The sequence below is a fragment of the Pantoea eucrina genome, from assembly GCF_002095385.1.
GTDB classification, from domain to species: Bacteria; Pseudomonadota; Gammaproteobacteria; order Enterobacterales; family Enterobacteriaceae; genus Pantoea; species Pantoea eucrina.
This window is the reverse complement of record NZ_MIPP01000002.1, coordinates 110483-134941: the sequence shown is the minus strand read 5'-3', so window position 1 is coordinate 134941 and position 24459 is coordinate 110483. Positions and strand designations below refer to the sequence as shown.

23 protein-coding genes and 2 pseudogenes are annotated in these 24459 nt (G+C 53.9%); 14 read left to right on the top strand and 11 right to left on the bottom strand.

Going from position 1 to position 24459, the window contains the following annotated elements; translation table 11 throughout:
• Position 1: 1 nt before the first annotated feature.
• A pseudogene (locus HA43_RS02010) lies at positions 2-370 on the bottom strand (efflux RND transporter periplasmic adaptor subunit); the annotation flags it as partial.
• On the opposite strand from HA43_RS02010, the pseudogene HA43_RS02005 reads away from it, so the two are divergent.
• A pseudogene (locus tag HA43_RS02005) lies at positions 364-1170 on the top strand (sigma-54 interaction domain-containing protein); the annotation flags it as partial. The pseudogenes HA43_RS02010 and HA43_RS02005 sit on opposite strands and share 7 nt — an antisense overlap.
• An 87-nt stretch (positions 1171-1257) precedes the next feature.
• Here the strand turns inward: HA43_RS02005 and HA43_RS02000 are convergent.
• Positions 1258-2283 (bottom strand): zinc-dependent alcohol dehydrogenase family protein, encoded by a 1026-nt coding sequence (locus tag HA43_RS02000; RefSeq protein ID WP_094110821.1) that lies wholly within the window; start codon positions 2281-2283, stop codon positions 1258-1260.
• Positions 2284-2387: 104 nt separating this feature from the next.
• Here HA43_RS02000 and HA43_RS01995 point away from each other — a divergent pair, with 104 nt between their 5' ends.
• Positions 2388-3308: a LysR family transcriptional regulator gene (locus tag HA43_RS01995; RefSeq protein WP_094110820.1), complete on the top strand. Its 921-nt coding sequence runs from the start codon at positions 2388-2390 to the stop codon at positions 3306-3308.
• An 852-nt stretch (positions 3309-4160) separates the two neighbouring features.
• On the opposite strand, the gene HA43_RS01980 is transcribed toward HA43_RS01995, so the two are convergent.
• Both HA43_RS01980 and HA43_RS01975 read right to left on the bottom strand, forming a co-directional pair.
• On the bottom strand, positions 4161-4451 hold the full coding sequence (locus HA43_RS01980; RefSeq protein WP_223811787.1) for an SDR family NAD(P)-dependent oxidoreductase: 291 nt from the start codon (positions 4449-4451) through the stop codon (positions 4161-4163).
• Between the two features lie 59 nt (positions 4452-4510).
• Positions 4511-5395 (bottom strand): NAD-dependent epimerase/dehydratase family protein, encoded by an 885-nt coding sequence (locus tag HA43_RS01975; protein WP_094110819.1) that lies wholly within the window; start codon positions 5393-5395, stop codon positions 4511-4513.
• Positions 5396-5788: 393 nt separating this feature from the next.
• Here HA43_RS01975 and HA43_RS01970 point away from each other — a divergent pair, with 393 nt between their 5' ends.
• Positions 5789-6055 (top strand): hypothetical protein, encoded by a 267-nt coding sequence (locus HA43_RS01970; RefSeq protein WP_071668145.1) that lies wholly within the window; start codon positions 5789-5791, stop codon positions 6053-6055.
• A gap of 200 nt (positions 6056-6255) precedes the next feature.
• On the opposite strand, the gene HA43_RS01965 is transcribed toward HA43_RS01970, so the two are convergent.
• The 3 genes from HA43_RS01965 to HA43_RS01955 form a co-directional block, all read right to left on the bottom strand.
• A complete protein-coding gene (locus HA43_RS01965; RefSeq protein ID WP_094110818.1) occupies positions 6256-6729 on the bottom strand; it encodes a hypothetical protein in 474 nt (157 codons plus the stop codon).
• A gap of 268 nt (positions 6730-6997) precedes the next feature.
• Positions 6998-9160, bottom strand: a complete 2163-nt coding sequence (fhuE, locus tag HA43_RS01960) for a ferric-rhodotorulic acid/ferric-coprogen receptor FhuE (protein WP_094110817.1) — start codon at positions 9158-9160, stop codon at positions 6998-7000.
• Positions 9161-9504: 344 nt separating this feature from the next.
• Positions 9505-9771, bottom strand: a complete 267-nt coding sequence (locus HA43_RS01955) for a YdgH/BhsA/McbA-like domain containing protein (protein WP_071668142.1) — start codon at positions 9769-9771, stop codon at positions 9505-9507.
• 618 nt (positions 9772-10389) lie between these two features.
• On the opposite strand from HA43_RS01955, the gene HA43_RS01950 reads away from it, so the two are divergent.
• Complete coding sequence (locus HA43_RS01950) at positions 10390-11013, top strand: LysE family translocator (protein ID WP_425298519.1); 624 nt, start codon at positions 10390-10392, stop codon at positions 11011-11013.
• A 1547-nt stretch (positions 11014-12560) separates the two neighbouring features.
• Here the strand turns inward: HA43_RS01950 and HA43_RS01945 are convergent.
• Positions 12561-12887, bottom strand: coding sequence for a hypothetical protein (locus HA43_RS01945; protein ID WP_094110816.1), 327 nt, complete (start codon positions 12885-12887; stop codon positions 12561-12563).
• Positions 12888-13612: 725 nt separating this feature from the next.
• Here HA43_RS01945 and HA43_RS01940 point away from each other — a divergent pair.
• Genes HA43_RS01940 through HA43_RS01915 form a run of 6 tightly spaced genes read left to right on the top strand, consistent with a single transcriptional unit; the run spans position 13613 to position 18370 of the window.
• Positions 13613-14203, top strand: a complete 591-nt coding sequence (locus HA43_RS01940; protein ID WP_094110815.1) for a cytochrome b/b6 domain-containing protein — start codon at positions 13613-13615, stop codon at positions 14201-14203.
• A gap of 4 nt (positions 14204-14207) precedes the next feature.
• Positions 14208-14858 (top strand): thermostable hemolysin, encoded by a 651-nt coding sequence (locus tag HA43_RS01935; protein WP_094110814.1) that lies wholly within the window; start codon positions 14208-14210, stop codon positions 14856-14858.
• Positions 14848-16284 (top strand): AMP-binding protein, encoded by a 1437-nt coding sequence (locus tag HA43_RS01930; RefSeq protein WP_094110813.1) that lies wholly within the window; start codon positions 14848-14850, stop codon positions 16282-16284. The genes HA43_RS01935 and HA43_RS01930 overlap by 11 nt, the downstream gene beginning before the upstream one ends.
• Entirely contained in the window at positions 16285-16950 is a 666-nt protein-coding gene (locus HA43_RS01925; protein ID WP_094110812.1) for an iron-containing redox enzyme family protein, read from the top strand.
• Positions 16937-17743: an SDR family oxidoreductase gene (locus HA43_RS01920; protein WP_094110811.1), complete on the top strand. Its 807-nt coding sequence runs from the start codon at positions 16937-16939 to the stop codon at positions 17741-17743. The genes HA43_RS01925 and HA43_RS01920 overlap by 14 nt, the downstream gene beginning before the upstream one ends.
• The gene (locus tag HA43_RS01915; RefSeq protein ID WP_094110810.1) at positions 17744-18370 is read left to right on the top strand and encodes a tetratricopeptide repeat protein; all 627 of its coding nucleotides are present in this window, start codon (positions 17744-17746) and stop codon (positions 18368-18370) included.
• Positions 18371-18458: 88 nt separating this feature from the next.
• Here HA43_RS01915 and HA43_RS01910 read toward each other — a convergent pair whose 3' ends face one another.
• Entirely contained in the window at positions 18459-19709 is a 1251-nt protein-coding gene (locus HA43_RS01910) for a sensor domain-containing diguanylate cyclase (protein ID WP_094110882.1), read from the bottom strand.
• Between the two features lie 423 nt (positions 19710-20132).
• Here HA43_RS01910 and HA43_RS19105 point away from each other — a divergent pair, with 423 nt between their 5' ends.
• The 3 genes from HA43_RS19105 to HA43_RS01900 all read left to right on the top strand — a co-directional run bounded on the left by HA43_RS19105 (position 20133) and on the right by HA43_RS01900 (position 22067).
• Entirely contained in the window at positions 20133-20882 is a 750-nt protein-coding gene (locus tag HA43_RS19105) for an aminotransferase class I/II-fold pyridoxal phosphate-dependent enzyme (protein WP_244555200.1), read from the top strand.
• Entirely contained in the window at positions 20771-21535 is a 765-nt protein-coding gene (locus tag HA43_RS19100; RefSeq protein WP_244555199.1) for an aminotransferase-like domain-containing protein, read from the top strand. The genes HA43_RS19105 and HA43_RS19100 overlap by 112 nt, the downstream gene beginning before the upstream one ends.
• Positions 21536-21602: 67 nt before the next feature.
• Entirely contained in the window at positions 21603-22067 is a 465-nt protein-coding gene (locus HA43_RS01900; protein ID WP_040113832.1) for a YlaC family protein, read from the top strand.
• A gap of 68 nt (positions 22068-22135) precedes the next feature.
• Here the strand turns inward: HA43_RS01900 and HA43_RS01895 are convergent, their stop codons facing one another.
• Positions 22136-22756, bottom strand: a complete 621-nt coding sequence (locus tag HA43_RS01895) for a pyridoxamine 5'-phosphate oxidase family protein (protein ID WP_071668140.1) — start codon at positions 22754-22756, stop codon at positions 22136-22138.
• Positions 22757-22859: 103 nt separating this feature from the next.
• Positions 22860-23537 (bottom strand): SDR family oxidoreductase, encoded by a 678-nt coding sequence (locus tag HA43_RS01890; RefSeq protein ID WP_244555198.1) that lies wholly within the window; start codon positions 23535-23537, stop codon positions 22860-22862.
• A gap of 323 nt (positions 23538-23860) precedes the next feature.
• Here HA43_RS01890 and HA43_RS01885 point away from each other — a divergent pair, with 323 nt between their 5' ends.
• Positions 23861-24457, top strand: coding sequence for an AraC family transcriptional regulator (locus HA43_RS01885; RefSeq protein ID WP_342039320.1), 597 nt, complete (start codon positions 23861-23863; stop codon positions 24455-24457).
• Positions 24458-24459: the final 2 nt, after the last annotated feature.

The window sequence follows — 24459 nt, the reverse complement described above, 5'->3', positions numbered from 1 at the left end:
GCTAGCCTCCGGCAATGCTGCCATCACCCTGACGTGCCACGCGGACGGTTTCACCGTCATGCAGCAGGTGAGCGCCAAGCGCAACCACTTCTTCGCCAGCACTGAGCCCACTGGTCACTCTGGCGTTATCGTCACTGATACCTTCTACCTGCACAGCCCGCCGGGTTACACGTGCAGATCGCTCTTCAATTACCCAAACGCTCGCGCCTTTACCCTGATCAAACAGGGCGGTTATGGGTACCTGCATGACCTTACCTGAAGCTTTTGCATCGGCAATACGCAGCGTGACCGTGGCGCCCAGCGGTGAGTCAGCCAGCGCCCCTTCCAGCACATATCGCGCTTCAAAAGTACGGCTTAATGGATCGGCGGCAAGAGGCATTTATTGCTATCAACTGCGGCGCCCTGCCGCGCGATCTGGTACAGAGTGAACTGTTTGGTTACGCAGATGGCGCCTTCACAGGTTCACGTCGTGGTGGTTCCGCAGGCAAGTTTGAACTGGCGGACGGTGGCACTCTGTTTCTGGATGAGATCGGCGAGATGCCGCTTGAGGCACAAACCAGTCTGCTGCGCGTGCTGCAGGAGAACGAAGTTCAGCGTATCGGGGCGGCGCAGCCAGTAAAAGTCAACGTGCGGATTATTGCGGCAACACATTGCAATCTGCTCGAAGCCGCAGAGAAAGGCGCTTTTCGGCGCGATCTTTATTATCGCCTGAATGTGATCTCATTAAATATTCCACCGCTGCGTGAGCGCCGCGAAGACATTCCGGAGCTCGTTAACGCATTCATTCGGGCACTGTGCGCGCGTCTGAAACGCACGCCTCCTGTGGTCATGCCTGACGCGATGACGGACCTGCAGTCCCGGGAGTGGCCAGGCAATGTGCGTGAGCTGGAAAATGTCGTCGAACGCCTGGTTAACTTATGTGAAGGCTTAGAGATTACCTGTGCAGATCTACCCGACTCGCTGCAGGAGATGACCGCCGCTTATATGAGCGGGGAGGCGCTTTCCTCGCTGCAGAATCTGGAACGCGCGCACATTCTTCAGGTGTTAGAAGAACAGAGGGGAAACCTGCGTCAGTCTGCACAACAGCTGGGGATCTCCCGGACAGCGCTTTATAACAAGCTTAATGCGTGGCAGGTTGATTATCGCGCACTCAGAAAACGTCCTCACTGAGCGCAGCGGACGAGAGAAGTTTCGTTCCCGACAGGCCTGCAGGATGCATTGCAGGCCCTGAATACATTTTTAACTGAAGCCCGGTTTTTAAATCACGTTAATCACAACTTTCCCGAATGCACCCTGTTCCACGTGTTCCAGCGCCTCCGGCAGCTGGTCGAATGAATAACTCTTATCGATAACCGGCTTTAAGTTAATCTCATCAACGGCCCTGACAAAATTTTCAAGGGCCCGACGATGCCCTACCCCAATGCCCTGCAGCGTCGGAGATTTCAGCAGAAGCAGAGCGCCGGATGCAGAAACATCGTGCGTGTCCATCATGCCAATCAGCGAGATACGACCGTGCGAAGCCACTGCGCGAACTGAATCGGCAACATTGCGCCCTCCGACCGTATCGATAACGTGATCTATTCCCCTTTCACTGGTCAGGCGGTATACGGCCTCCACCCAGTCCTCTTTCTTCCGGTTAATCCCGCGATCTGCGCCCAGCATTTTTGCGGCTGCAAGCTTCTCATCGCTGGATGAGGTGACAAACACCTGCGCCCCCATGGCTTTTGCAATCTGCAGTGCAAATAGCGACACGCCACCCGTCCCCTGAACCAGCACGCTTTCACCGGCGCGCAGGCCGCCACGTTCAACCAGGGCAACCCAGGCCGTCAGGCCTGCACAAACCAATGTGCTGGCTTCAGCATCAGTAAGCGTCCGGGGCGCGCGAACAAGCCACTCCTCATTCATGACCACATACTCAGCCATTACGCCCTGAAGAGCGTAGCCGAGCGAGTTGTATTCAGGGTTTTTAGCATTATTGACTGGGCGACCCTCGATCCACTCTGCATTGAAAGATGAAATAACTCGATCGCCTGCGCTGAAACGGGTAGCCCCCGTCCCCACGGCTTCAACCACACCCGCCATATCAGACCCTGGTGTGAGCGGCATCGTCATCTCATTACCCATTTTTCCTTCGATAATGGCGTTATCGCGGAAGTTCAAAGAGAGGGCCTCTACACGCACCAGCACTTCATACGGGCCTGGCTGAGGAATATCTGTGTGCGTGAGCTTCAGGTTCTGACGCCCTGTTTTGTCCAGGCTCCAGCGTTTCATTAAGCGTTTCATTGCGACTCCTTTTGGGTTAGAACGATAGAGCATCATTCTTACATTGCCTGTGCATTGACAGTGGCGATAATATTTCCCTCTATTGATTCCTGTCAGGCGACAATATGAAAAGTGAAATGAGCGGCATTCCGGTTTTTGTGGCTGCTGCTGAGTCAGCAAGTTTTTCTCAGGCCGCCGAAAACTTGCACCTCACGCGTTCGGCCGTAGCGAAAACCATCGGCCGGCTGGAAGGCAGGCTGGGCGTTACGCTTTTCAGCCGCACAACCCGTCGTCAGACCCTGACGGATGAAGGCGCGCTCTATTATGCATTCTGCCGTCGGGCGCTGGATGAAATCAGAATGGCAGAGGAGATGCTGGAAGGCGGCAAGCTGCAGGCAAGCGGTAAACTAAGAGTCTCTGTGCCGGTTTTGTTCGGACATTTTTGTGTGGCACCGCTATTAGCCGCGCTGGCAAAAGAGCATCCCGGGCTGGCACTGGAAATTTCTTTCAGCGATCGCCAGGTTGACCTGCCATCAGAGGGTTTTGATATGGCTGTCAGGATTGGCATGCTGGATGACAGCAGTAGCCTGATAGCCCGCCAGCTAACCTCTCACGCCATGGTTTTATGTGCATCACCGGCATATTTGCGTGAAGCGGGAGAACCTGCCTTACCGGAGGATCTGCAGCAGCATGCCGCGATTGCCTACCTCAGTGCAGGACGCATTCTTAAATGGCGTATAAAAAATGGTGATAAAGGGATGTATGAAATGACGCCATCCGCCCGGCTGATAATGGATGACATGCAGGGTATAAGAGATAGTGCCGTTGCAGGAGGAGGGATCGCCTGGCTGCCTGACTGGCTTGTGCGGGAACAGCTTATCAATGGCAAGCTGTTACAGGTGTTAAAAAACTGCTCTTCTGAAAGACAGCCGGTCTATGCCGTATGGCCGCAAATGCCTTATCTTCCTCTTAAGGTCAGGCTGGCGGTAGATAAACTGGTGAGCGAACTGCCAGCTATGATCTCTGGTGCTGAAGACCCGATCTGAGATTCGCTCACGCCGTCTGTATGTCTGGTTTGTGGCAGAAGCGGATGTTAGCCTCATTAAGTCCACAATCAAATTGCGCCACAGCAACGGTGACAGAAAAGAATTTTGGTCAGTAAAACTCATCTTTATGTTGATATCTGTATTCTTGCGTTATCCCGGTATAACCATATGAAGCCGCTTTATAATTAACAACATGCACATTTGACTGCGGATATAGCGGGCAACTTGCTGCCCGCGTCGCAATGATTCAGGCCACGTCCAGACATTTCGGTACGAACAACATGGTGCTGACCCTGCAGCCCCGGCCGACTTTTCCGCGCTAAAGCCCCTGGACAGGATGTGAAAGTGTTTTTTGCCCTCAAATCCCGGCACGACAAAACAGGCGCCGTTGCTGATGGAAAAATACTCCCGGTATCCCCCCGTCCAGTCTTTAGAGTGAGAACGCATCCAGTGAGTCAGTAAACGCGGCGCTTTCGATGCCAGATAACCAATAAAGCCCTCAAAAAAGTCAGGCGCAGACCCTAACTCCGGAGGGATCGGGCAGAGCCGGTTAGCGGGGGTGAGGCTGAAGATCCGGCAACGCCGAAGAGCCGGAGGGGGCCATCAGTTTTTTGATACTAATGACCGCTTCGTACCAGGAGCGGACTTACCCATAGCAATAAATCAGATTATTTATCAGCTACTCTCTTTTCATTTTTTATCTCTTCTCTCAGCACCGCAATCAGCTCCTTCAGCCCTTGTGGAACCCGCCGGTGACCGGGATAGTAAAGATACATAGGCTCTTCAACGGGTGCCCATTCCGGGAGCACAATCCTCAGGCTGCCGTCACGAATGTGGTCACGAACCCTGTCTTCAAGGCAGTAGGCCTTGGCCGGCGTTGATAACCAGCGCGCTGGGGTTTAAACCGGCCGCATCTATTCTGGTCTGCAGGCCGATTATCTGATCATACTCACTAAGGTCAGCACTGAATGAGTGTACGCTAACTGAAAAGTGTTTTTGCAGATGTTCGCGTGTAGCTGATAGCTTTTTATCATCCCGGGCCACGATGGCAAGATCGTATCCGTTAGCCGCAAATTCTTCCGCAAGCGCCAGGCCAATACCGTTACTTGCGCCGGTTATGAGAGCCAGTTTTTTCTCACTCATATCATTCTCCTGTTGAGACGGTTTACCCGGCCCTGTACAGGCCGGTAACAAAGGGATCATCAGATACTGTCGGTCCAGCGGTAAGCCGGTTGATAACCCAGGATGCGCATTGCCTTTTCGCTGCTCAGCACCGATTCATTGCCTGCAAATTGTTTACGCTGCTCAACTTCAGGGTAGTAATGGTCGAGAAGTTCCTTTGTGGGGATTCGCATGCAGGTGACATCACTGGTAATAAAGAACTCATCTTTGCCCCTGACGTCATATTCGAGAGCTTTTTCAATCGCCTGGGCAACGTCACGAACGTCAACGTAGGTCCACATATTCCATAACCTGACGGCCGGATCGTCCTGCCAGCTTTCAAACCGGGCGTATTCATCCGGCCCCATAACATTAGAAAGCCGGAGACAGGTAATGCGCATATCAGCGTTATTAAGGCAGAACTGACGGGCCATTTCCTCACCCAGCACTTTCGTCAGCGCGTAAATGCTAATCCCCCGTGCCGGGTAGTGTTCATCAATCGGCACATATGGGGGCGCCCACCGATCGTAAGGCACGCCGGTAGGAACCTCGCTCGATGACCAGATGATATTTTTAATCCCCAGACGCCTGGATGCTTCAAATACGTTGAAAGTGGCCAGCATATTGTTTCTGAACTCGTCAGAGTCGGGGATCATCCGGGGATGGGGGATACTGGCGAGGTGAACCAGAGCATCAAAAGCTGCAGGTTCGGGTCGTGAATAGATGTCTTCCCCGACGGAGGAAAGGGCGTCAAGTGTTGCACCAAAATCCTCTAAATCCGCAATCATCGCCGGATGTTTGCTGGTTGACGGTTCTTTCTTATCAATGAGGAACAGGTCATACCCTGCTTTTTCAAGCCACTCTACTGTGACCCTGCCAATTTTCCCTGACGCACCGGTAATGGCTATACGTTTCTTATCTGACATACTTCGTCCTTATGGTTGAGGTGCAAATCAACCCTAAGTTTTGATGACAACAGAAAATTAGCGATGAGCCTGGCTAAAAGCTACGGTTACTTTGATTCATCGATCTAGTTTTATTTACAGAACAGGCGGAATCCATCAATCGGCAAGGGTGCTTATAAGGCTTCATAATTAAAGGCCCGCTTTTCGCTCATAGCGGACGTCATAAGCCTCTCTTAGTGTTCAAAACTACCGCAGAGTAAACAACGCTTAAGCAGTGCGGCTTTTAAGCGACGTGAAAGATACTTATCAGGCCTGCGGCCTTAAGCGGTCGCGTGTTCGGGCAGGCATCGTATCCATTTTGGAACTACAGTTACCGGTGAGGTTGTCATTGACTCGTATCAGGAGGTGTATTCAGTGTTTGATCACGACGACGATCAGGAGAAACCTGTCATCGGAGAGGCAGCACTCAACCTTGCAATGGCGGGACAGGACATTAACCAGCGAACCCTGACGGCGGAGCTGGATTTGATGGCTGGTAACGCCACTAACGCGGTCAGGGCGGAAAAAATCAGAAAAGCCAGACACTGGCTCAATGGTTTCTCTCAAACTGATATGCGCGACAAGGCTGGGCTGCACTTAAAGATGAAAGCAGACCCGGACGACGACGGAAAACATCACTAACCGTTGCCCGGCCCCGGCCGGAAGACGACGAAGATAAGCCAACCTCATAACGGGCGCGTCCGACGCGTACCGGCCGGAGAAACTGTCAGGGATGACACCCGGTTGTTAACTCAGGCAACACCAATCAGAACGGGCAAAAGATAAATAACCTGCCCCACCCCCATCACAAACTTCCTGTTCTGTCAGGCTGGGGAAGGCGTTTAGTGACGGTCAGAACGCGTGGCAAAGAAGACCACGGCGGCTCCAAGAGCGACAACCAGCGTATCTTCAATCAGGCCGCTTCGGGTCTGTCCGATTTTTGTTATCGCCTTTTTGCGGGCTGCAAGCGTGGCATAAGCCAGTGGCACCGCGGCAGAAATAGCTACCGCGGCCCCGGTCTTCTCTTCGCCACGAGGTGCCAGCGCGGCACCGGCAATCCCGGCACTGGCCACGCGCGCCGAGAGGCCAGGAAACACAGTGCGGTCCGGTGCTGATTTCATTTTGTCGCCATACAGCTCCCCTGCTCCCATCGCTAACGCCCCATATTTAAAGAGCGGCCGATCCAGCAGCAGCAGAGCGCCTGACGTATTGCGCTTCGCAAGACGTGCCGCAGCAAGAGCCGCCATCGGCGTCATTGAACGGCAACTGGCGACCACGCCAATCAGGGCAGAATAAACAAAACGCGTTATTTTCATTATTGGTTTTCCGGATAGTGAGAGATCTATTTGCTCTTACGCTCCGCCGGGATATAAGGCAGGAACGCGCTATTTAACAAGCACATTTACATGGTCACATTATCTGAGTGTTGGGATCTATACTGCCAGCATCATGCCTGCTGGAATAATCAGTATAGATGAGCGGTTTGAGCGTGCAGAAAGAAGAGAAGCGGGCGGGTAATAGTGGAAGCATTCAGGCATGTCAGCGTGTTGCATGCCTGAATGTGAATATCGACTATTCGATCTGTCAGAACTGCCAGGAAACGCTGACGTTCATATTTCGTGGCTCACCATAGACGTAACTGTTCATATAGCTGTAGTAGTGGCGATCAAAGAGATTATCGAGGTTGGCCTGTACCGCAACCTGTTTATTCACCTGATAGCGCGCAAACAGCGATGCCAGCGGATAGCTGCCTTGATACACCCGTACGCTCTCACCGCTGGCGTTGGTCACATCCTTAAATACCCGATTCTGCCAGTTAACGCCGCCGCCAATAGTCAGGTCAGGAATAGCGGCCAGCTGATAACGGGTGAATAGCTTAAAGGAGGTCTGCGGCTGGTAACTGTTAAAGCGGCCACTTTTGTCACGCGCAACATAGCGGGTGGCACCAAATGTCAGTTGCAGATTATCAGTCAGTGCACCATTCAGTTCAAACTCGGCGCCTTTACTCACGGCACCTTTAGCGGCGACATAAGCCTGCTCGCTGCCATTCAGGTAGACACCATCAAGCGCCTGACCGACATCATCCTCTTCGATACGGAATATCGCCACGGTGGCGGTGAGCAGGCCATCGTTCCAGGCAGATTTCAGCCCGGTTTCGTAGCTTTTTCCGGTTACGGGTGACAGGTAGCCGCCTCGGGTATCGCGATAAGTCTGCGGCAGGAAAATAGCCGTGTAACTGCCATAGGCGGACCAGGTATCGTTGATGTCATACACCAGCCCTGCATAAGGCGTGGTGTTATTTTTAGTCACCTCTCCGCTGCTGCCGGTGGTGCTCCACTGGGTATAGCGCGCGCCAACAATCAGTGACAGCGGATCGGCCAGCGACAGACGTGCTGCGCTGTAAACGGATTTCTGCCGCACCGTGTCATTGGCGTTGCGATACCAGCCCTGCCACGCCGGCTCCGCTACATTACCGCTCCAGTGGTTATCAAAAATACCCATATCGGCTGCCGTGATCTCACGCGCTTCTGCATCGCTGAAACCATCCTGGCTATACGTTGCATTGTGCTGCCGGCTGTAACTGGCACCCGCCATTAACAGATGCTGACGACCAGCCAGCTCAAACGGGCCGCTGGCGAAGCCATCGACAGAGTCCAGTTTACGTTTGCCGCGATCCATACTGCCGTAGCCGGTCGTACCCTCACCGCTCTCCCGATCGGGATTGCCCATCACATAGAGCAGCTTATCGCTGAATGTGTTTTCAGCGTGCGTGCCGTTAACATGAACATTCCAGCCGTTATCAAAGTTATGTTCAATATCGGCAAAGACTTTACGGGAGTTGGTATTATACCGCGCCCAGTTGGCTGCTGAATTCAGGCTGCGATCGTAATGGGTGGTGGCATTGTTACTATAAAACATCGGCAAACCGCCCCAGGTTGGGTTGCCGGTGTTGTTATCTTCGTAGTCATATCCCAGTGACACGGTGGTGCTTTCAGAGAGATCGGCATCAATGACGCCGTAGATAAACTTTTTGGTCTTCTGATAGCGATCCAGCCAGCTCTGCTGGTCAGTGTAGCCGCTCACAATGCGGCCACGCAGGCTGCCATCCCCGTTCAGCGGAGAAGAGAGATCGGCCACATAACGCTGCTTATTCCAGCTGCCATAGCTGGCACTCAGCGTTCCGGTGGCGATTTTGCTGTCGGCATGTTTGCGCACCATGTTGATTGAAGCCGCCGGGCTGCCTGCGCCGGTCATCAGGCCGGTTGCACCGCGCACGATCTCAATGCGCTCATAAATAGCGGAGTCGGAAGCCGCATCGCCATAATTCCATGCGTCGTTGACTAAAGCCGGAATACCATCAAACGTAAAATTGCTGACTTTGAAGCCGCGCGAATAGTACTCAGAGCGTTCACTGTCGACAAGATTAGTGGATATGCCGGTAACGTTGGTTAATACATCATTAACCGACTGCAAATCCTGATCCTGCATGCGCTGCTGTGTCACGACGCTAAGAGACTGCGGTACATCGCGCGGTGTCAGCATCAGCTTAGTGCCCGCACGGGTGGTCTGCACCGCATAGTTCTGGTTACTGAGCGCACTGTTATCGGCCGAATCAGTGCTGACGATCATCTCCTGCGCATCCTCCTCTGCCGCCCGGGCGGGAGTGAGAAGGGAATGCACGGTCAGTGCCAGTAATGAGATGCTGAAGAGGTTATTGAACCCTGATTCCCTGCTACAAAAAGCCATAAACTCTCTCTTAAACATTGGTATTAGGTTAAGCAGTGATGCGCTGTTTTTATATTTATCCGTTCAGCGCAGGCAGGCAGAGGTCCGCCTCACCTGAGAAAGACAATGATAATCATTTGCTTTAGCAATTCTCTAAAAGATTCCATTGCAAATGTAACTTTATGTAAAAATCATAATATTCAGTGATATAGGGAGTTAAAACCCGGAAATAGCGGTGGTTTAGGTCATACCGATTCAGAGAAAGGCAGAGTGCAGGAGGTGATCAGCGATGATTACGGGAGAGATCGCGGTGCCATTCAGGCAGGCCATCCATAGCCTGCCGTTTGCATACAACAGACCCGCTGTTATTTATAGACGGTAGCGGTAGCTGACATCTTTGAACCCTCTTTTGCAGAGGTGATAACGTAGTATTTACCGCCCAGTTCATCTGCCTTTTTGGAGAGATCGGCTTTGGCATCTGAAGGCGCAGTCTGCTCTTTCATCGAGCTTATCTTGCCCACTTCCTGATACTGGCTGGCCTGTTCTTTAGTGATCTCCTGCGCGGCTAAAACAGAGCCAGAGGCAAGTGTTCCCAGAAACAGAGCAGCAGCGACCATTATTTTACGTTTCATACATTAGTCCTCGTGAAATAAAAAATAACCGGATATCCCTATAAACAGATAGTTCAGAATAAAAATAAAGCAACGTTCTTTCAGGAGATTTTTTAATTATGCGGGCAGACAGCTTTTACCCGCAGCCGGCTGTCCGGTCCGGTGATACGTGCGTGATGTCGAAACGGCCACTTTCTTCCTGAATACAACGGCCTGCCGGGCGATTCACGGTAGCGCGAGCGCTTCCTGCGAAGCGGCCGCACGTTATAGCCAGCGGCAGGCGTCGCCGCGCGTAAATATATATATACTGCCTTCAAACCACCCGCCGGTTTTATTATCACAGGCAGCATTTCTACTTTTTCACAGCAGATCGCTGCATCTGATATTTATTTCTGTATGACGGCCGTTGCCAGGATGATATTTATTTTTCCGGGTCGGGTAACGCAGCAGGTGCGTGTTGCTCTTTGGCGATAATTGAGCGTTTATCGTAAACGCTATATGCTGTATAAGCCGTTCGCCCGTCGGCCGAAAAGCTGCTGCTGCACTCGTCCGTTGCTCAGCAGCCCGGATTAGCCTGAGTAAAGGTTTGCCTCAGATGGATGCCTGCGACCAGAACAACCTGTTGCCTGAAGGAGAGATATGCTGACCATAATGGATGCGCTGCTGGCATTCAGCTTTGCCGCGCTGTTACTGACTCTGACGCCGGGCCTGGATACCGCGCTGGTATTGAGAACAGCAACGGTTGAGGGACGAAAACAGGCGGTTCACGCGGCGCTGGGTATCAGCACCGGCTGTCTGGCCTGGGGAGCCGCCGTGGCGTTCGGGCTGGGGGCGCTCATCGCAGTGTCAGAACTGGCTTACGACATCCTGAAGTATTGTGGCGCGCTCTACCTGAGCTGGCTGGGCATTAACATGCTGCTGCGGCCGAGAAAGCAGCTGGCGCTGGCGGATAATACCGCTAAAAAAGGCTCAAACTGGTTTTTGAAAGGCGTGCTCGGCAATGCACTCAACCCTAAGATTGGCATTTTCTATGTCTCCTTTTTACCGCAGTTTATTCCGCAGGGTCACTCACCGGTACTCTGGACCTTTATTCTGGTCGGTATCCATATTGTGATCGGGACGAGCTGGTCGATGGCACTGATAAGCGCCACGCGCCCGCTGGCAACGATACTGCGAAAAGAGCAGGTCATTCGCTGGATGGATCGTACCACCGGCGCCATTTTTCTGGCCTTTGCTGCCCGTCTGGCCCTGAGCCGTCGCTGAACAGCGCGGCTGCGGTAAACCTGCCGCAGCCGGCCTGAAACGCTGCTCAGGCCGGTACTGTTATCACCGTTAAGATTGATTATTCCTGCGTTGCTCACCCGCCCGTACTGCCCGGCATTCAGCACCAGCATGCCGATGTTTTCCAGCGGCTGAGGCTGTGCCCGTCCGTTAATATCGGTAACGCCGTTATTCAGCGTCAGCGCAGAGGGTGCATTTTCCACGCGCATACCCACGGCGTTCTGCACGCGGGAACCGATGACAATACGGCCATTATTGATCGCGCTGCTGTTATGGCGTTGTTCAATAGCGCTGACGCCGCCGCTCAGCGTAACCGCGACATCCTGCGTTCTGTCCGTTTTGCGGTTTTGTGGCGAGCGACCGATGGCGATGGTGCCTTGTGCCGCGTTAATAAAGTGCCCTGCAGCGCCTAACGTAACCCCTGCCGCTGAGCTGTTATTAACCACATCCGTGACGCCGACGTTGATGCTGCCGCGGTTAATCGCACTGCCCTGACCAATCCAGATCGCGTTGCTTTCCAGACCTTCAGGCGCATCGCCGGGGGCAAGATTAATCACACCATTATTGGTAACACGGCTGCCGCTTTTTACCGCGACAGCTTTACCGATATAGCCCAGCGTGCTGCGGTCGACGCCCGTGCCGCTGGCGTTATTCAGGAAGCCGGCGTTCAGCGTGCCATTATTTATTCCGGTACTGCCTGAGAGAAGTGCCAGTGCCCTGCTCTCAGCAATGCCGGTAGCGGTCACGGCGAGCTTGCCATCAATGGTTGCGGTCGCGCCGTTGCTGGCCTGCATCGCCGTGCTGGCGTTGATAACTTCAACCGTACGCCCTGCAGAAATTTTCACACTGGCGTCACGGCCATTCGCACTAAGCACCATCCGGTCGCCCGCCGGCAGCCTGACTTCATCGCGGCGGTTGCCGGCACCGGTGCGATAAACCACGCGGCCTTCATTAAGCGAAAACGCTTTATTGAACGCGTTGCCATACTCTTCCTGCGTAATATTGTCATTCAGCAGCTGATTAATTAACCAGTCATTATAATTCCTTATTTCCGTAAGGGAGGCTACCGTGAACGTGGCGACTCCGCCATCCCGCGTATTTACGCTGAAAGTCCCGGTATAACTCACCACGCTATCTCTGCTCAGCGTCAGTTGATTATTTTCAGGAGGTGCCTCAACGGCGGTGAACGTAATACGATTATTACTGTTCCAGTTCAGATGGCCGCCCTGTGCCGTGGTAAAAAGCTGGCTTTGTCTGGCCGCCATTGACCAGCGGTTTGTGTCCGAACCTGCGATTTTGTCAGGTCGCCCGATATTAATATTAAGCGTGCCGCGCGTAACTGAGGCGATGCGGGCACCTATATATTGCCGATCGTTTACAGCATAAAAGTCCTCTGCCTCTGTCTCTGTATTGATTTCTGGTAAATCTGTAAAGGCTAAGCTGTCATAAACGCGGAAGGATTTATAGCTGTTGTTCCCGGGATCGGGAATAACGATATTCAGATTTTGCTGCCCGACATTAATACGGGGTTACCCGGTCAGCGTATCGGTAACGATCCGGCCCGCGCGCTGCAGCTCACCCAGCGTGGTGCGCATTACGCCACTCACGCCCGGTGTAAACTGCGGCAGTCCGGTCAGCGACCGAACTGAACCACCACGCAAATAAAATGCACCCGCTTTATAATCATTGTTTTCAGGCGTATAGGGCTTAAATATCTCCGCCGATGCATTTAAAACCGGAAACATCATACCTTGTGCTGCAATAAGGGCCAGAAGTACAGGATTTAATTTAAACACGATATTTTCCTCAGCTGAGAAAAAAGCAAAACCTGAAAACAGAACACGGCTTTCAGGCATCGGCAGAGCGTATTTATTTTGGAAATGTCAGATAAAAGTAATCAATGCGCAGACAATAACATCACGTTACTAATGCATTGTCCAGCCTGGCTTACGCTTCGTTAGCGCATAAAACAGAAGTTAAGATAAAAGTCTTTTACGTGAATTTATTTCGTCGGATCTAAAAAATTTAATAACTGGTTAGTTATTAAAAATAATGAAAAAAATAAAAGCACCGTTTATTAACATAACTTATTAACCTGCCACTCAGAAAAATCACAGCCACACTGATTAGCCAAATGCGTAAACCAGTGGGAACTGCGCTGTGCATGAGTCATGCGCATAACTCGTCTGGCGGCAACCAGTCCCTGTTTTACCCGGAGTCCGTCCGGTAACCGATGTCGGCCTGACGATCGCATCCGCCAGGTCAGGACACCAGTAAGCTATCCGGCCTCCCTCCTGAAGCAACCCGTTATACGTTTACGTTGTACCAGTACAAGCAAGCCAGTAGCGCTGCATTCTCATCGCCATGAATGCACCGCCTTTGTCCGCTGGTCTTCTTCTTTGCTTTGGAAAAATTCGGGCAGGCACGACGCGCTGTTTACAGATGCCTCAACAGGTATGTTTTTCTAAACAGCGTTTTTAGCCAGGAAAAATTACGTGCACTTTTTTTAGCGCCTCCTGATATTAAGGTTCAGTTAATATTCAACTGCAATACTTAACTCTATCCTGACCAGGAGTTGAGTATGACAAAAAAGATAATGCATTATCTTCCGCACAGTTACGCGCCATTCTTTCGCGCGCTGCATATCGCTATCGCGCTGCTGATAGCCGGACAGATAATTAATTCAAACTTTATTGAAGCAAAAGCGCTGAACAGCGCGGGATTACCGGCATTAGTTACCTGGCTGCATGCTATATCCGGGCTACTGCTGCTGGTACTCGGAGCAATACTGTTGACCTGGATGCTGACTCAGAGAGGGATCAAATGGTATTACCCGTGGATTTTCTTCAGGTTTGATCAAATAGAGCGCGATATACATCAGATAGTACGCCTGAGGCTTCCCGCTGCGTCAAACGGTGGACTCGCGGCAACGGTGCAAGGATTGGGCGTAATTGCTCTGCTGCTGGTGGCCTCATCAGGCGGTGTCTGGCTTGCAGCGGAGAGATATTTTCCCGCTTATTATTCTGACGCTGAACTAATTCTTCACTGGAATAAATTACTGACAACATTTGTTGAAATATATCTCTATTCTCATGGTTGCATGGGGTTGATTCATATATTTTTGCATTATAAATCGTCTTCAGCTGATTTTTATCATTCAGGTAAAAGATAATATTATGAGAATTGCACCGGTATGCTCCCTGAAATGGGTGCCGGGTGGCTCGCATATTAATCCCGCCACTAAATTTATACGTGATGGCTATTTTCAGCAATTTGGTGCTCACCTGACAGAGTTAATGCCGTGGGTGTTGATGTTGTGTGACGGAGAAGAGAATTTGCTGGCTGCCTGCGGAATGAAAGCTGCATCACACGGCGCGCTGTTTCTGGAGCAATATCTCGACAAACCGGCTGAGAGCAGCCTGCAACAGCATGGCTTTTGCAATGCACAGCGCGGAGACATTGTAGAAGTTGGCAATTTCGCTGCGACAGAAGGAAGCGCTGCCCGCGTCATGTACGCCGCGGTGTGTCTGTTGCTTAACCATTATCGCTATCGCTACATCATGTTTACCGGAACAGTGAAAATTCGAAATATTTTCAGTCGTCTGCACCTGAAGCCGGTAACCATCACTGCTGCGGAACCTACACGTCTGACGGTAAATCCCGCAGCCTGGGGAGACTATTATCAGCACGCGCCTCAGGTGATGGCGGGTGATCTAACCAGCGGTCAAAAATCACTGGCTGAACATTCGCTGCTGCTCAATCTGTTTGATGAACTGCCCGTTGCCCCATGGCGCCTGCAGCAGAAGGAGATCCGTCATGTTAATTGATGCCCTTGCCAGCCATGCCCGGCATCAGCCCGATGCTACAGCCCTGGTTAATAGTCAGCGAAGCTGGACATGGCGTGACTATGAACAGGCGGTGTCACGTTTTGCTGCTGAGCTAAAGCAGGCGGGCGTCCGCCGTCTGGGTCTGGCCCTGGAAAATGGTCCGGAATGGCTGATAGCCGATCTGGCATGCCTGAAAGCCAGCGTCGTCTGCGTCCCTGTGCCCTCGTTTTTCTCTCAACAGCAGCGTACGTGGGTGGCCCATTCGGCCGGTCTGGATGGCTTACTGGGAAGCCTATGCCCGGCTGGCTGGCGGTCTAAAGATTTCTCTCTGGGCCAGTTGCATATATGCCGCTCTGCTGAGACACCGCCTCTGCATCAGGACACGGTAAAAATCACCTATACCTCAGGTACTACTGGTCAGCCAAAAGGGGTCTGTCTCACGCAAAAGGGCGTTGAATGGACCGCTTCAGTGCTGGCCAAGCAGATGTTGCCCCTGGCTCTGAACCGTCATCTGGTCGTACTGCCGCTGAGCACGCTGCTCGAGAATATTTGCGGAGGATATGTGCCTTTGTTACTGGGCGTCACCACGGTTGTGCCTGCGGCTGCTGAAGTGGGCTTTACCGGTTCAAGTCAGTTTAGCCCGGACATATTTGCCGGAGCGCTGATGCGCTGGCACCCGCAGAGTCTGGTGCTGGTACCCGAACTACTGCGCGTGCTGAGCTATGTGCATCATCAGTTACCCGCAGCAACTCAGCCACTGAAGTTTATTGCTGCGGGTGGTGGAAAAATTGCGGCCGGCGTGCTGCGTGCAGCACGTCAGGCTGGACTGCCGGTCTATGAGGGTTACGGGCTTTCCGAATGTGGGTCGGTGGTAGCACTGAATCTGCCTGAGCATGTGATGGATGGCAGTGCAGGTTGCCCTTTGCCAGGCATCGACGTGGCAAACAGTGCTACAGGCAGCCTGCTGGTGGCGAGCCCGGGTAACGCCGCGGGTTATCTGGGCGATGCCCCCTTTGAGAAATGGATTGATACCGGCGATCTTGCCGGACAGGACGCCGGGGGATTTATCCATATCACCGGTCGGGCGCGCAACGTCCAGATAACAGCATTTGGCCGTAACTTCTCACCAGAGTGGATTGAAGCTGAAGCGCTCAGCTGTCCGGCCGTGCGGCGCATCGTTATGTTTGGCGAAGGTCTTAAGCAGAACGTTGCGCTGGTGGATGCTTTTGCTGGCAATGAGGCATTAGCGCGTGAGCAGCTGGAGGCCTTATCCGCGACTTTGCCGGATTACGCGCGTCCGCATCATCTTATTTTTACCCCGCTTATTTCATCACCCGAAATGCTGACTGCAAACGGGCGCCCGCGTCGTGATGCGATCTGGACGGCGATGAAAGATCAAATAGTGAACTGTGAGGAGTACATCTGAATGGCTTTTTATCAGCAATTGCAGGACAAAACAGAACAGGCGCGGGAAGCGATGCTGAGCAGCGTCGTCATTGAGCAGACTGCCCGGGGCGCGGTGACACGTGACATGTATATCGCTTTTCTGACACAGGCTTATCATCACGTCAGTCATACGGTACCGCTGCTGATGAGTGCCGGCAGTCGCCTGCCTGCAGAAAAAGAGTGGTTGCGTGCCGCGCTGGCTGAGTATATCGAAGAGGAATATGGCCACCATGAGTGGATCCTGAATGACATTCGCGCCTGCGGCGGTGACGCTGAATGCGTGCGTCAGGGGCAGCCAGGGCGGGCAATAGAGCTCATGCTTGCTTATCTCTATTACCGCATCGAACGCGTTAATCCGCTTTGCATATTTGGCATGGTTCACGTACTTGAAGGAACCAGCGTAAATATCGCCACGCCGATTGCAGAATCCCTGCAGCAATCACTCGATTTGCCGGAGGAGGCCACAACCTATCTGCGCTCACACGGGGCACTGGATCTGGAACACCTGAAGTTCTTTGCCAGCCTGATGGATAAAGTGACAGATGAGCGCGATCAGCAGGATATTGTGCATACCGCCCGCATGGTTTATGCATTGTATGGTGAGATGCTCCGCGCACTTTCTGAGGTGCCGCATGGAGCTGCTTAACAAAAATATTGTGCTGACCGGTGCCAGCGGCGGGATCGGTCAGGCGCTGGCAAAGAGGCTGGCGCTGGCGGGTGCCCGGCTATGGCTGGTAGGACGTAATCAACCAGAACTCAACAGGCTGCGACTCTGCATGGAGCATCCAGAGCGGCATACCGTTTTTGTGGTTGAGAATTATAGCGATGAAGAAATTCTGTCGCTCAGCCGCTGTTTTCATGCCGGCCACCGCCTGGATGTGTTGATTAATAATGCCGGAACCAGTCGTTTCGCGCTGCTTGAGCAGCAAAGCATTGCGGATGTACGTGAGCAGCTGCTCGTTAACGTTGAAATTCCGCTGATTCTTACGCGCGCGCTGATCCACCAGTTCAGCGCAGAGGGCACCATTCTCAATGTCGGATCTATTCTCGGCGAGCTGGGACATCCGGGATACAGCGTTTACTGTGCATCGAAAGCAGCGCTGCATCGCTTTTCTGAAGCGCTGGGCCGCGAGCTCAGCACGACAGGCATAAAAGTGCTCTATGCAGCGCCGCGGGCCACACAGACCGGGCTGAACTCTGCGGCGGTAAATGCGATGAACAAGGCGCTGGGAAACAAAAGCGATTCACCCGAAGCAGTAGCGCAGTTTATTACTGAGGCGTTACTGCAGGATCGCCGCAGAGCCAGAATGGGGGGAGTGGAGCGTGTTTTTGTCCGGATAAATGCCCTTCTGCCTCACCTTGTCGATCGCGCGCTGATAAAAAAACTGCCGCTGATTAAGCGCTTTTTGCAGTCTGATGCTCCTGTGGAGATGAAATAGATGAATCCATTTTTTGCCTTATTACCTCTGTCACTTTTTGCGTTACCGGGTGCGGCATCGGCAGAATCAGCGCTGACCACCCTTCAGCATGACTGGTCGGTCTGCCAGTATCGGTCGCTGGAAGATCAGAAACAGGCGTGCTTCAGCGCACTTAGCCAGCAGGCACATCATCTTCAGGGCCACGATCAGGAGCCGGCGCTGCTTATCTGGGGTGCCATTATCGACAGCAGCTGGGCGGGCGCAAAAGGCGGCCTGGGTGCGCTCAGCCTGGTTAAACAGGCTAAAGCGGATCTGGAAAAGGCGTTATCTATTGACCCGGACGCTTTACAGGGGTCCGCCTATACCAGCCTGGGCGCACTCTATTACCAGGTTCCGGGCTGGCCAATTGGTTTTGGCGATAATAAAAAAGCGGAGGCGATGTTCAGGAAAGCGCTGGCTATCAATCCGGCAGGCATCGATCCTAACTATTTTTATGGGGACTTTCAGCTGGCACAAGGCAATAAACAAGTGGCCAAACAGTATCTGGAAAAAGCGCTCAACGCCGCGCCCCGTCCTGGCCGCGAGATTGCGGATCGCGGCAGACATGCTGATATAGAACGTGACCTGGCTAAGCTGGATAAAATGTGACGGCTCAATAATGTTCTGTTTCAGACCGCGATAGCGCATTCACTGTACCCTAATAACCGTCAATGGTGCGGCATCTGCCAGCAACCCGTCACAGATGCGAGGGCAGGCAGAAAAACTGGTATGCGACGTCACGGCGGGCTTTTGCCTGGTACATGGCGGTGTCAGCCTGCTGAATCAGTAATTTAGCGGATAATGTCGCAGGTCGCGCCTGGCTTATGCCGATGGCGGCCCCGATGCTTATCGTCCTGCTGCTGATGCTGAAAGGAGCATTGAAGCTGGCAATCAGACGTTCAGCAAGCGCAGAGGCCTCCCGGCGATCGCGGCATCGGGCTGCTACCACAAACTCATCGCCGCCGAGTCGGGCAACCGACTCATCCGGCGCCAGGCAGCTCTGCAGCCGCTCGCTTATCTGTAACAGCAGCGAATCACCTGCCGCATGGCCCATTGAATCGTTAACGGCTTTAAATCCGTTCAGATCGAGAAACAGCACCGTGACAAGGCGCTGCTCCTGCTGCTGTGCGAGCAGGGCGTCAACCTGCTTATAAAACCAGGAGCGGTTTGGCAGGCCGGTCAGCGCATCGCGCATCGCCTGCTGCTCCAGCTGCAGCATTTTCTCTTTGTCGCGGGTGATATCGCGCGATACCAGTACCGCACCGATGTTCTTTCCCGTGGAGGGATCGGTCACGCCGCAGGCTTTTGTGCCAAGCGTAATATAGTGGCCATTGCGATGACGTTTGTGCACCTCCACCACATCCGGCTGCTCCCCCCCGGCGAAAATAGCACTCAGCACCGCGGCTGCAGGTGCGCGATCGTCAGGGTGCAGAAAGTCCGTCACCCGCTGGCCCAGCATCTCTTCGGCTGACCAGCCAATCATTTCGCTGTAGGAGGGAGAAATTGAGACATACCGCCCTTCGGCATCGCAGTGAGCGATAAGATCAGTGCTGTTTTCAATCAGCAGGCGATATTCAGCGGCCGTGCGCAGCGCCTCCTCCAGCGCCTTACGCTGTCCGGTGACATCCAGTACGAAACCGCTGTACTGCAGGTGTGGCGCTTCCGCCCGCTCGCCCGGCAATCCTGACACGATGACATGGCGCAGGGTGCCATCCAGGCAGTTGATCGGCACTTCAATATGAAAAGGCTGTACGCGCTCCAGGGCCGCAGTCAGCAGCAGCGCAATTTTTGCATCCTCATCAGCCTGGGCGATGCTCAGCCACTCCCGTAGCGTGACGCCTTTGAGCGCAGGCATCAGGCCGGCAGGGCACTCCTGGCTGGTGACGCAGATCCCCAGGGCGTTGGTGGACCAAACGGCGGATAAGATAGGTTTGATCGTTGTGCTCATGATAGCTGGACCTGGTTTATTCTGACGATACTCAAAGAGCATAAAACGTATTGTGGCAGATATCCCGATCGCCCGGCTTGCTATCCTGCACGCGCGTAAAAGAACGATGATAGTCAGAGAATCATTTTACGCCTGCCTGATTTGGCAAAACGTCGCTGTTTCTCTGACCCGATACAAAAACTGACGCAGCACAGAAGCGTTATCGGCTGACCCGCCTGCAATCTTTAATCGGTAAAGCGTTATTCCCCGCGGCGGGCAGCGAGAGCCTCCTTTTACGGCAATCTGCCCCGTCCCGTCGCTGTACAGATAACACGTAAAGTGAGTCAAATGGAAAAACTGATGCAATCAACCATGCAATCAAGTTACGCCTTGATTATGGCTGTGATATACCTGTCTGCGTAACGTCCTGAGACAGGATTTAATATGATTACGCCGCTTTTTACGCGCTGGGCAGCCCTGCTTCAGCAGCAGACGCAACGTCCGGCCTATCTGCGCATCGCGGATTTCATTGCAGAGGGCATCAGTACAGGCGAATTGCCTTCACGCTACCGTCTGCCGCCGCTGCGTGAACTGGCTGAAACGCTGGGTCTGAATTACACCACGGTAACGCGCGGTTATGCGGAAGCGCGGCGCAGAGGATTAATTGACTCACGCCCCGGACTCGGCAGCTTTATTCGTGCACGGGCATCAGCCTCTTCAGCTCTGCCTGCCAGCACTTATGAAATGACCATGAATGCGCCGACAGAGCCTGCCGGTGCCGCCGTTGAGGAAGCGCTGCGCGCAGGAGCCATCAACCTTTTTAACCAGACCGACATGCTGAGTCTGCTGCGCTATCAGGATTTTGGCGGGACGGCAGAGGATAAAGCAGCAGCGATGCGCTGGATCGGGCGCAAACTTCACGTAGAGAGCGAGGCCGACGTGCTGGTTTGTCCGGGCATTCACAGCGCTCTGATGGGCATCATGACGCTACTGAAGCGCAGGAAAGGTGCGGTCTGTGTCAGCAGCCTGATTTACCCTGGCATGAAGCGATTGCCAGTCATCTGGGTGTGCGGCTGCAGCCGGTGCTCTGTGACGCGCAGGGGCCCGATCCGCTGGCGTTTGAGGCGCTGTGTCGCAGCGGCGAGATCGGCGCATTCTATATCAACCCGACGCTGCAAAATCCGACCACGATGACGATCCCGGAAGCGCGCCGGCGGGCGCTGGCTGAGTGCTGTCAGCGCTATAACATTACGGTCATTGAAGATGACGCTTATGCGGCGCTCAGCGATGCGCCGGTGCCAACGTTTGCCGGATTAATACCGGAACTGACCTGGTATCTTACCGGCCTGTCGAAGTGCTTTGGCCCCGGATTGCGGATCGCGTTTGTGAAGGGCCCGGACAGACAGATGACGCAGCTGCTTTCCGGCGTGCTGCGGGCGCTGACGGTAATGTCCAGCCCGCTCACTAATGCGCTGGCGCGACAGTGGATCAATGACGGGACGGCGGATCGCATGCTGATCGCTATCAGACAGGAGGCGGGCATCCGCCAGCAGATTGCAGCGGCCTGCCTGACCGGATATCCGTTTCAGGCTGACAGCGCAGGCTATCACCTCTGGCTGCCGCTGCCCGGTCTGGTCAACGCCAACGCCTCCGACATCGCGGCAAAGCTGCGTGAAAAAGGGATCAGCGCCGTCTCCGGTGCCGCGTTTTGCACTGGTAATCTTCCTGCTGACGCGCTGCGCATCTGTCTGGGCGGTTCTCAGTCGCGGCAGCAGTGTGAAGAGGGCCTGAAAATTCTGGCCGCCATGCTGGCCGATCCCATCCACTTTTCCGGTATGGCGATTTAGCAGCGTGACGCTAACAACAGTCAGTAAAACGTTAACTCCATCATTATGGGCAGATAAGGTTTAAAACATGAGCAATCAACTTAATGCGCTTCTGCAGCAGGAGCTGGACAGCATCAACCGCGCGGAAAAACGCAACGATCGACCCTATTTCGACGTATCGTTTATCCGTCAGTACCCGGGCCTGTATGGCCTGATGTGTTTCCTGTTTGTGCTGACCATGGCACTTTTACTCTACTCCGACTCCTTCGGCACAATTGAGTATGTCGTCTGCTGTGCCATTTTTGCCGTCTGTAACTTCTTTTTCTTTTTTCACGTGAACCCGTCTTACCGGGTAAAAGATATCGATAAAGGCGCATGGAAGAACTGCTATACCGGCGACTGGTACATGGAAGTTTACGTTCGCGAAGCCTTTATTCATGACCTGCTCAATGGAGATGTACTCACCGAAAGCGAAAAAGCTACCCTGCAGGCGCAGTATGCCCGTAAAGGCCATCTTTACTTTGCTGATATTTACCGTCTGAGAACCCGGTAGTCTGCGGAACTGAAAACAGCCTGCTGGCAGGCTGTAGAGTGCAGGTTGCTGTGCGGCATCAGGCCGGATTAATAGAGTGTCTCTTTCAGGCGACCAGGGAGTGCCGCATCGTAGGCGCCGGCGTCAATATCCTGCGAAATGCTGTTCAGTATGGAACCGGTGCTTGGCAGCGCCTCCCGCGTAATTTGCGTCGCCGGATCCCAGAGCCGGGAGCGAATGATGGCCCGGCTGCACTGGAAAAAGACGCTCTCAACGGTGATGGTTAACACCGTTTTTGGCAGCTGATTATTCATCGCGAAGCGGGTAAGTAAGGCGGGATCGACGCTTATGGTGGCGGTTCCGTTTACGCGCAATGTCTCCCCGATACCCGGGATCAGAAACAGCAGCGCTACCCGATTATCATGCAAAATGTTGCGCAGGCTATCGATACGGTTATTGCCGCGTCTGTCCGGCAGCAAGAGCGTGCGCTCATCCTCAATATGCACAAAACCTGCCGGATCGCCTCTGGGTGAAACGTCCAGCCCATCCGGTCCGCTGGTGGCCAGCGCGACAAAGGGTGAGGCGGCGATAAAGGGACGATACGCCGGGTGAATATGATCGGTGACTTTGGTCAGCGACGGTTTCGCCACCGCGCCGTAGCACGCTGCAAGCGCGCTTAAATCGGTAATCGTATTGCTTCCATCCGCCATTGCCGGAATCCTGTGTTTAACGGGCCTGCCGCTAACGTAAGGGATGCATTGCGCCGGAAGCAACGCGCGAATGGCATATTGCTGCGCCGCCGCACACTTATTTTCATCTGCACTCGTTCTCAGGCTGCCAGCTGCCGCCAAAGGCGACAGGAACCAGATCGGCTTCTGCTGCACCGCTGCGTACCAAATCCAGAAGAGCCTCTGCCACCAGCGCAGGCGCGTGCAAAAGCGCAGCACTTTCTGCCGCCTGAGCGCAGGCCTCGGCCTGTCCCGCTTTTACCGAATGATAAAACACCGTTGCCGTTACGAAAGGATAAAGCAGTGACACGCTGATACCTGCTGAAGCCAGCTCCAGACGCGCAACCGCCGAAAGCATATTCAGCGCCGCTTTGGCACTGGTATAGGCAGCAGAGCCGCTGTATGTTCCGAGTGTGGCACCCGAGCTGACGTTGACTATACTTCCGCCTACCTGCTGACGCATAACGGGCACCACCGCCTGCATCATCTGTAGCGGGGCAATAAGATTGAGCGCCAGCACCTCTCTGAAGTCGCTGACGTCGATCGCTTCCACCGGCGCGTACAGCCCCTGCCCGGCATTATTTATCACGACATCGACCCGGCCCCAGCTGGCGATAACCTGCTGAACGGCCCGCGCGCACGCTTCTGATTGGGTAAGGTCACAGGCGATTGCCAGCGCCCGTGTGGCCGGAACAGCCAGCGCTTCAAGGCGTTCGCGCCTGCGTGCCAGCATAGCGACGCGCGCCCGCCTGTAGTGCTGCACGCGCGGTCGCCTCGCCGATGCCGGACGACGCTCCTGTTATGATGACTACCCGGTTATTCAGTTCCATTCTTATCCTCTCTCTGTCATAACATCACCATGCTGCAGGCTGCGCAGACTGTTCGATCCTGAGAGTAATATGTCCGCAGCGTGCTCGCGCCAGCATACCTGCCCGATTCTGCTTTTATGCAGGATGACCGCTGCAGGAGTAAACGCGATACCATGATGAGTAAGACGCTGAGTGCGCTGGCGTTCGAAGTGTTACAGCGCGCAGGTACAGGCCCGCAGCCGGCAAAGTCGCCGTTGCCAGCGAAACCGCTCCCTATCTGGCTATCCGGCTGACTATTGATATTGCAGCCGTAAGCGAGCTGATGTGCCAGCTGCCGGCGACGGCTATGCCAGCTGCGCAGCTCGGTTTTGCGGTGGGTGAGGCAGAAGAGGCGCTGACTGACGCCTGGCTGCGTCTGCTGCGTGCCGGAGCAAAACCGGACGACAGAGCGATCATGGTGCCGCTGCTGGAGCGGGAGGTACTTTATCGCCTGCTAAGCGGCACGCAGGGAGGAGTATTGCGACAGATAGCGGACCACAGCGGGCACTTTGCCAATGTGCGTAAGGCGATTACCCATCTTCAGGCCTGTTACAGCGACCCTTTCAGCGCCACGCTGCTCGCTTCCCTGGCTGGCATGAGCGTTTCCGCATTTCACCGCCGCTTTAAAACCAGCATCGGGCTTTCACCGCTGCAATATCAAAAGCGTCTGCGGTTGTGTGCCGCACGTAAGCAGTTACTTATCCGGCAGGGAAATATTGCTGCTGTTGCCCTGGAGGTGGGCTACCAGAGCCTGACGCAGTTTACGCGCGAATATACCCGATTGTTTGGCGAGCCGCCTGGCCGGGATAGCCGCAAAAGCGTACGGCGCGGTTAAGA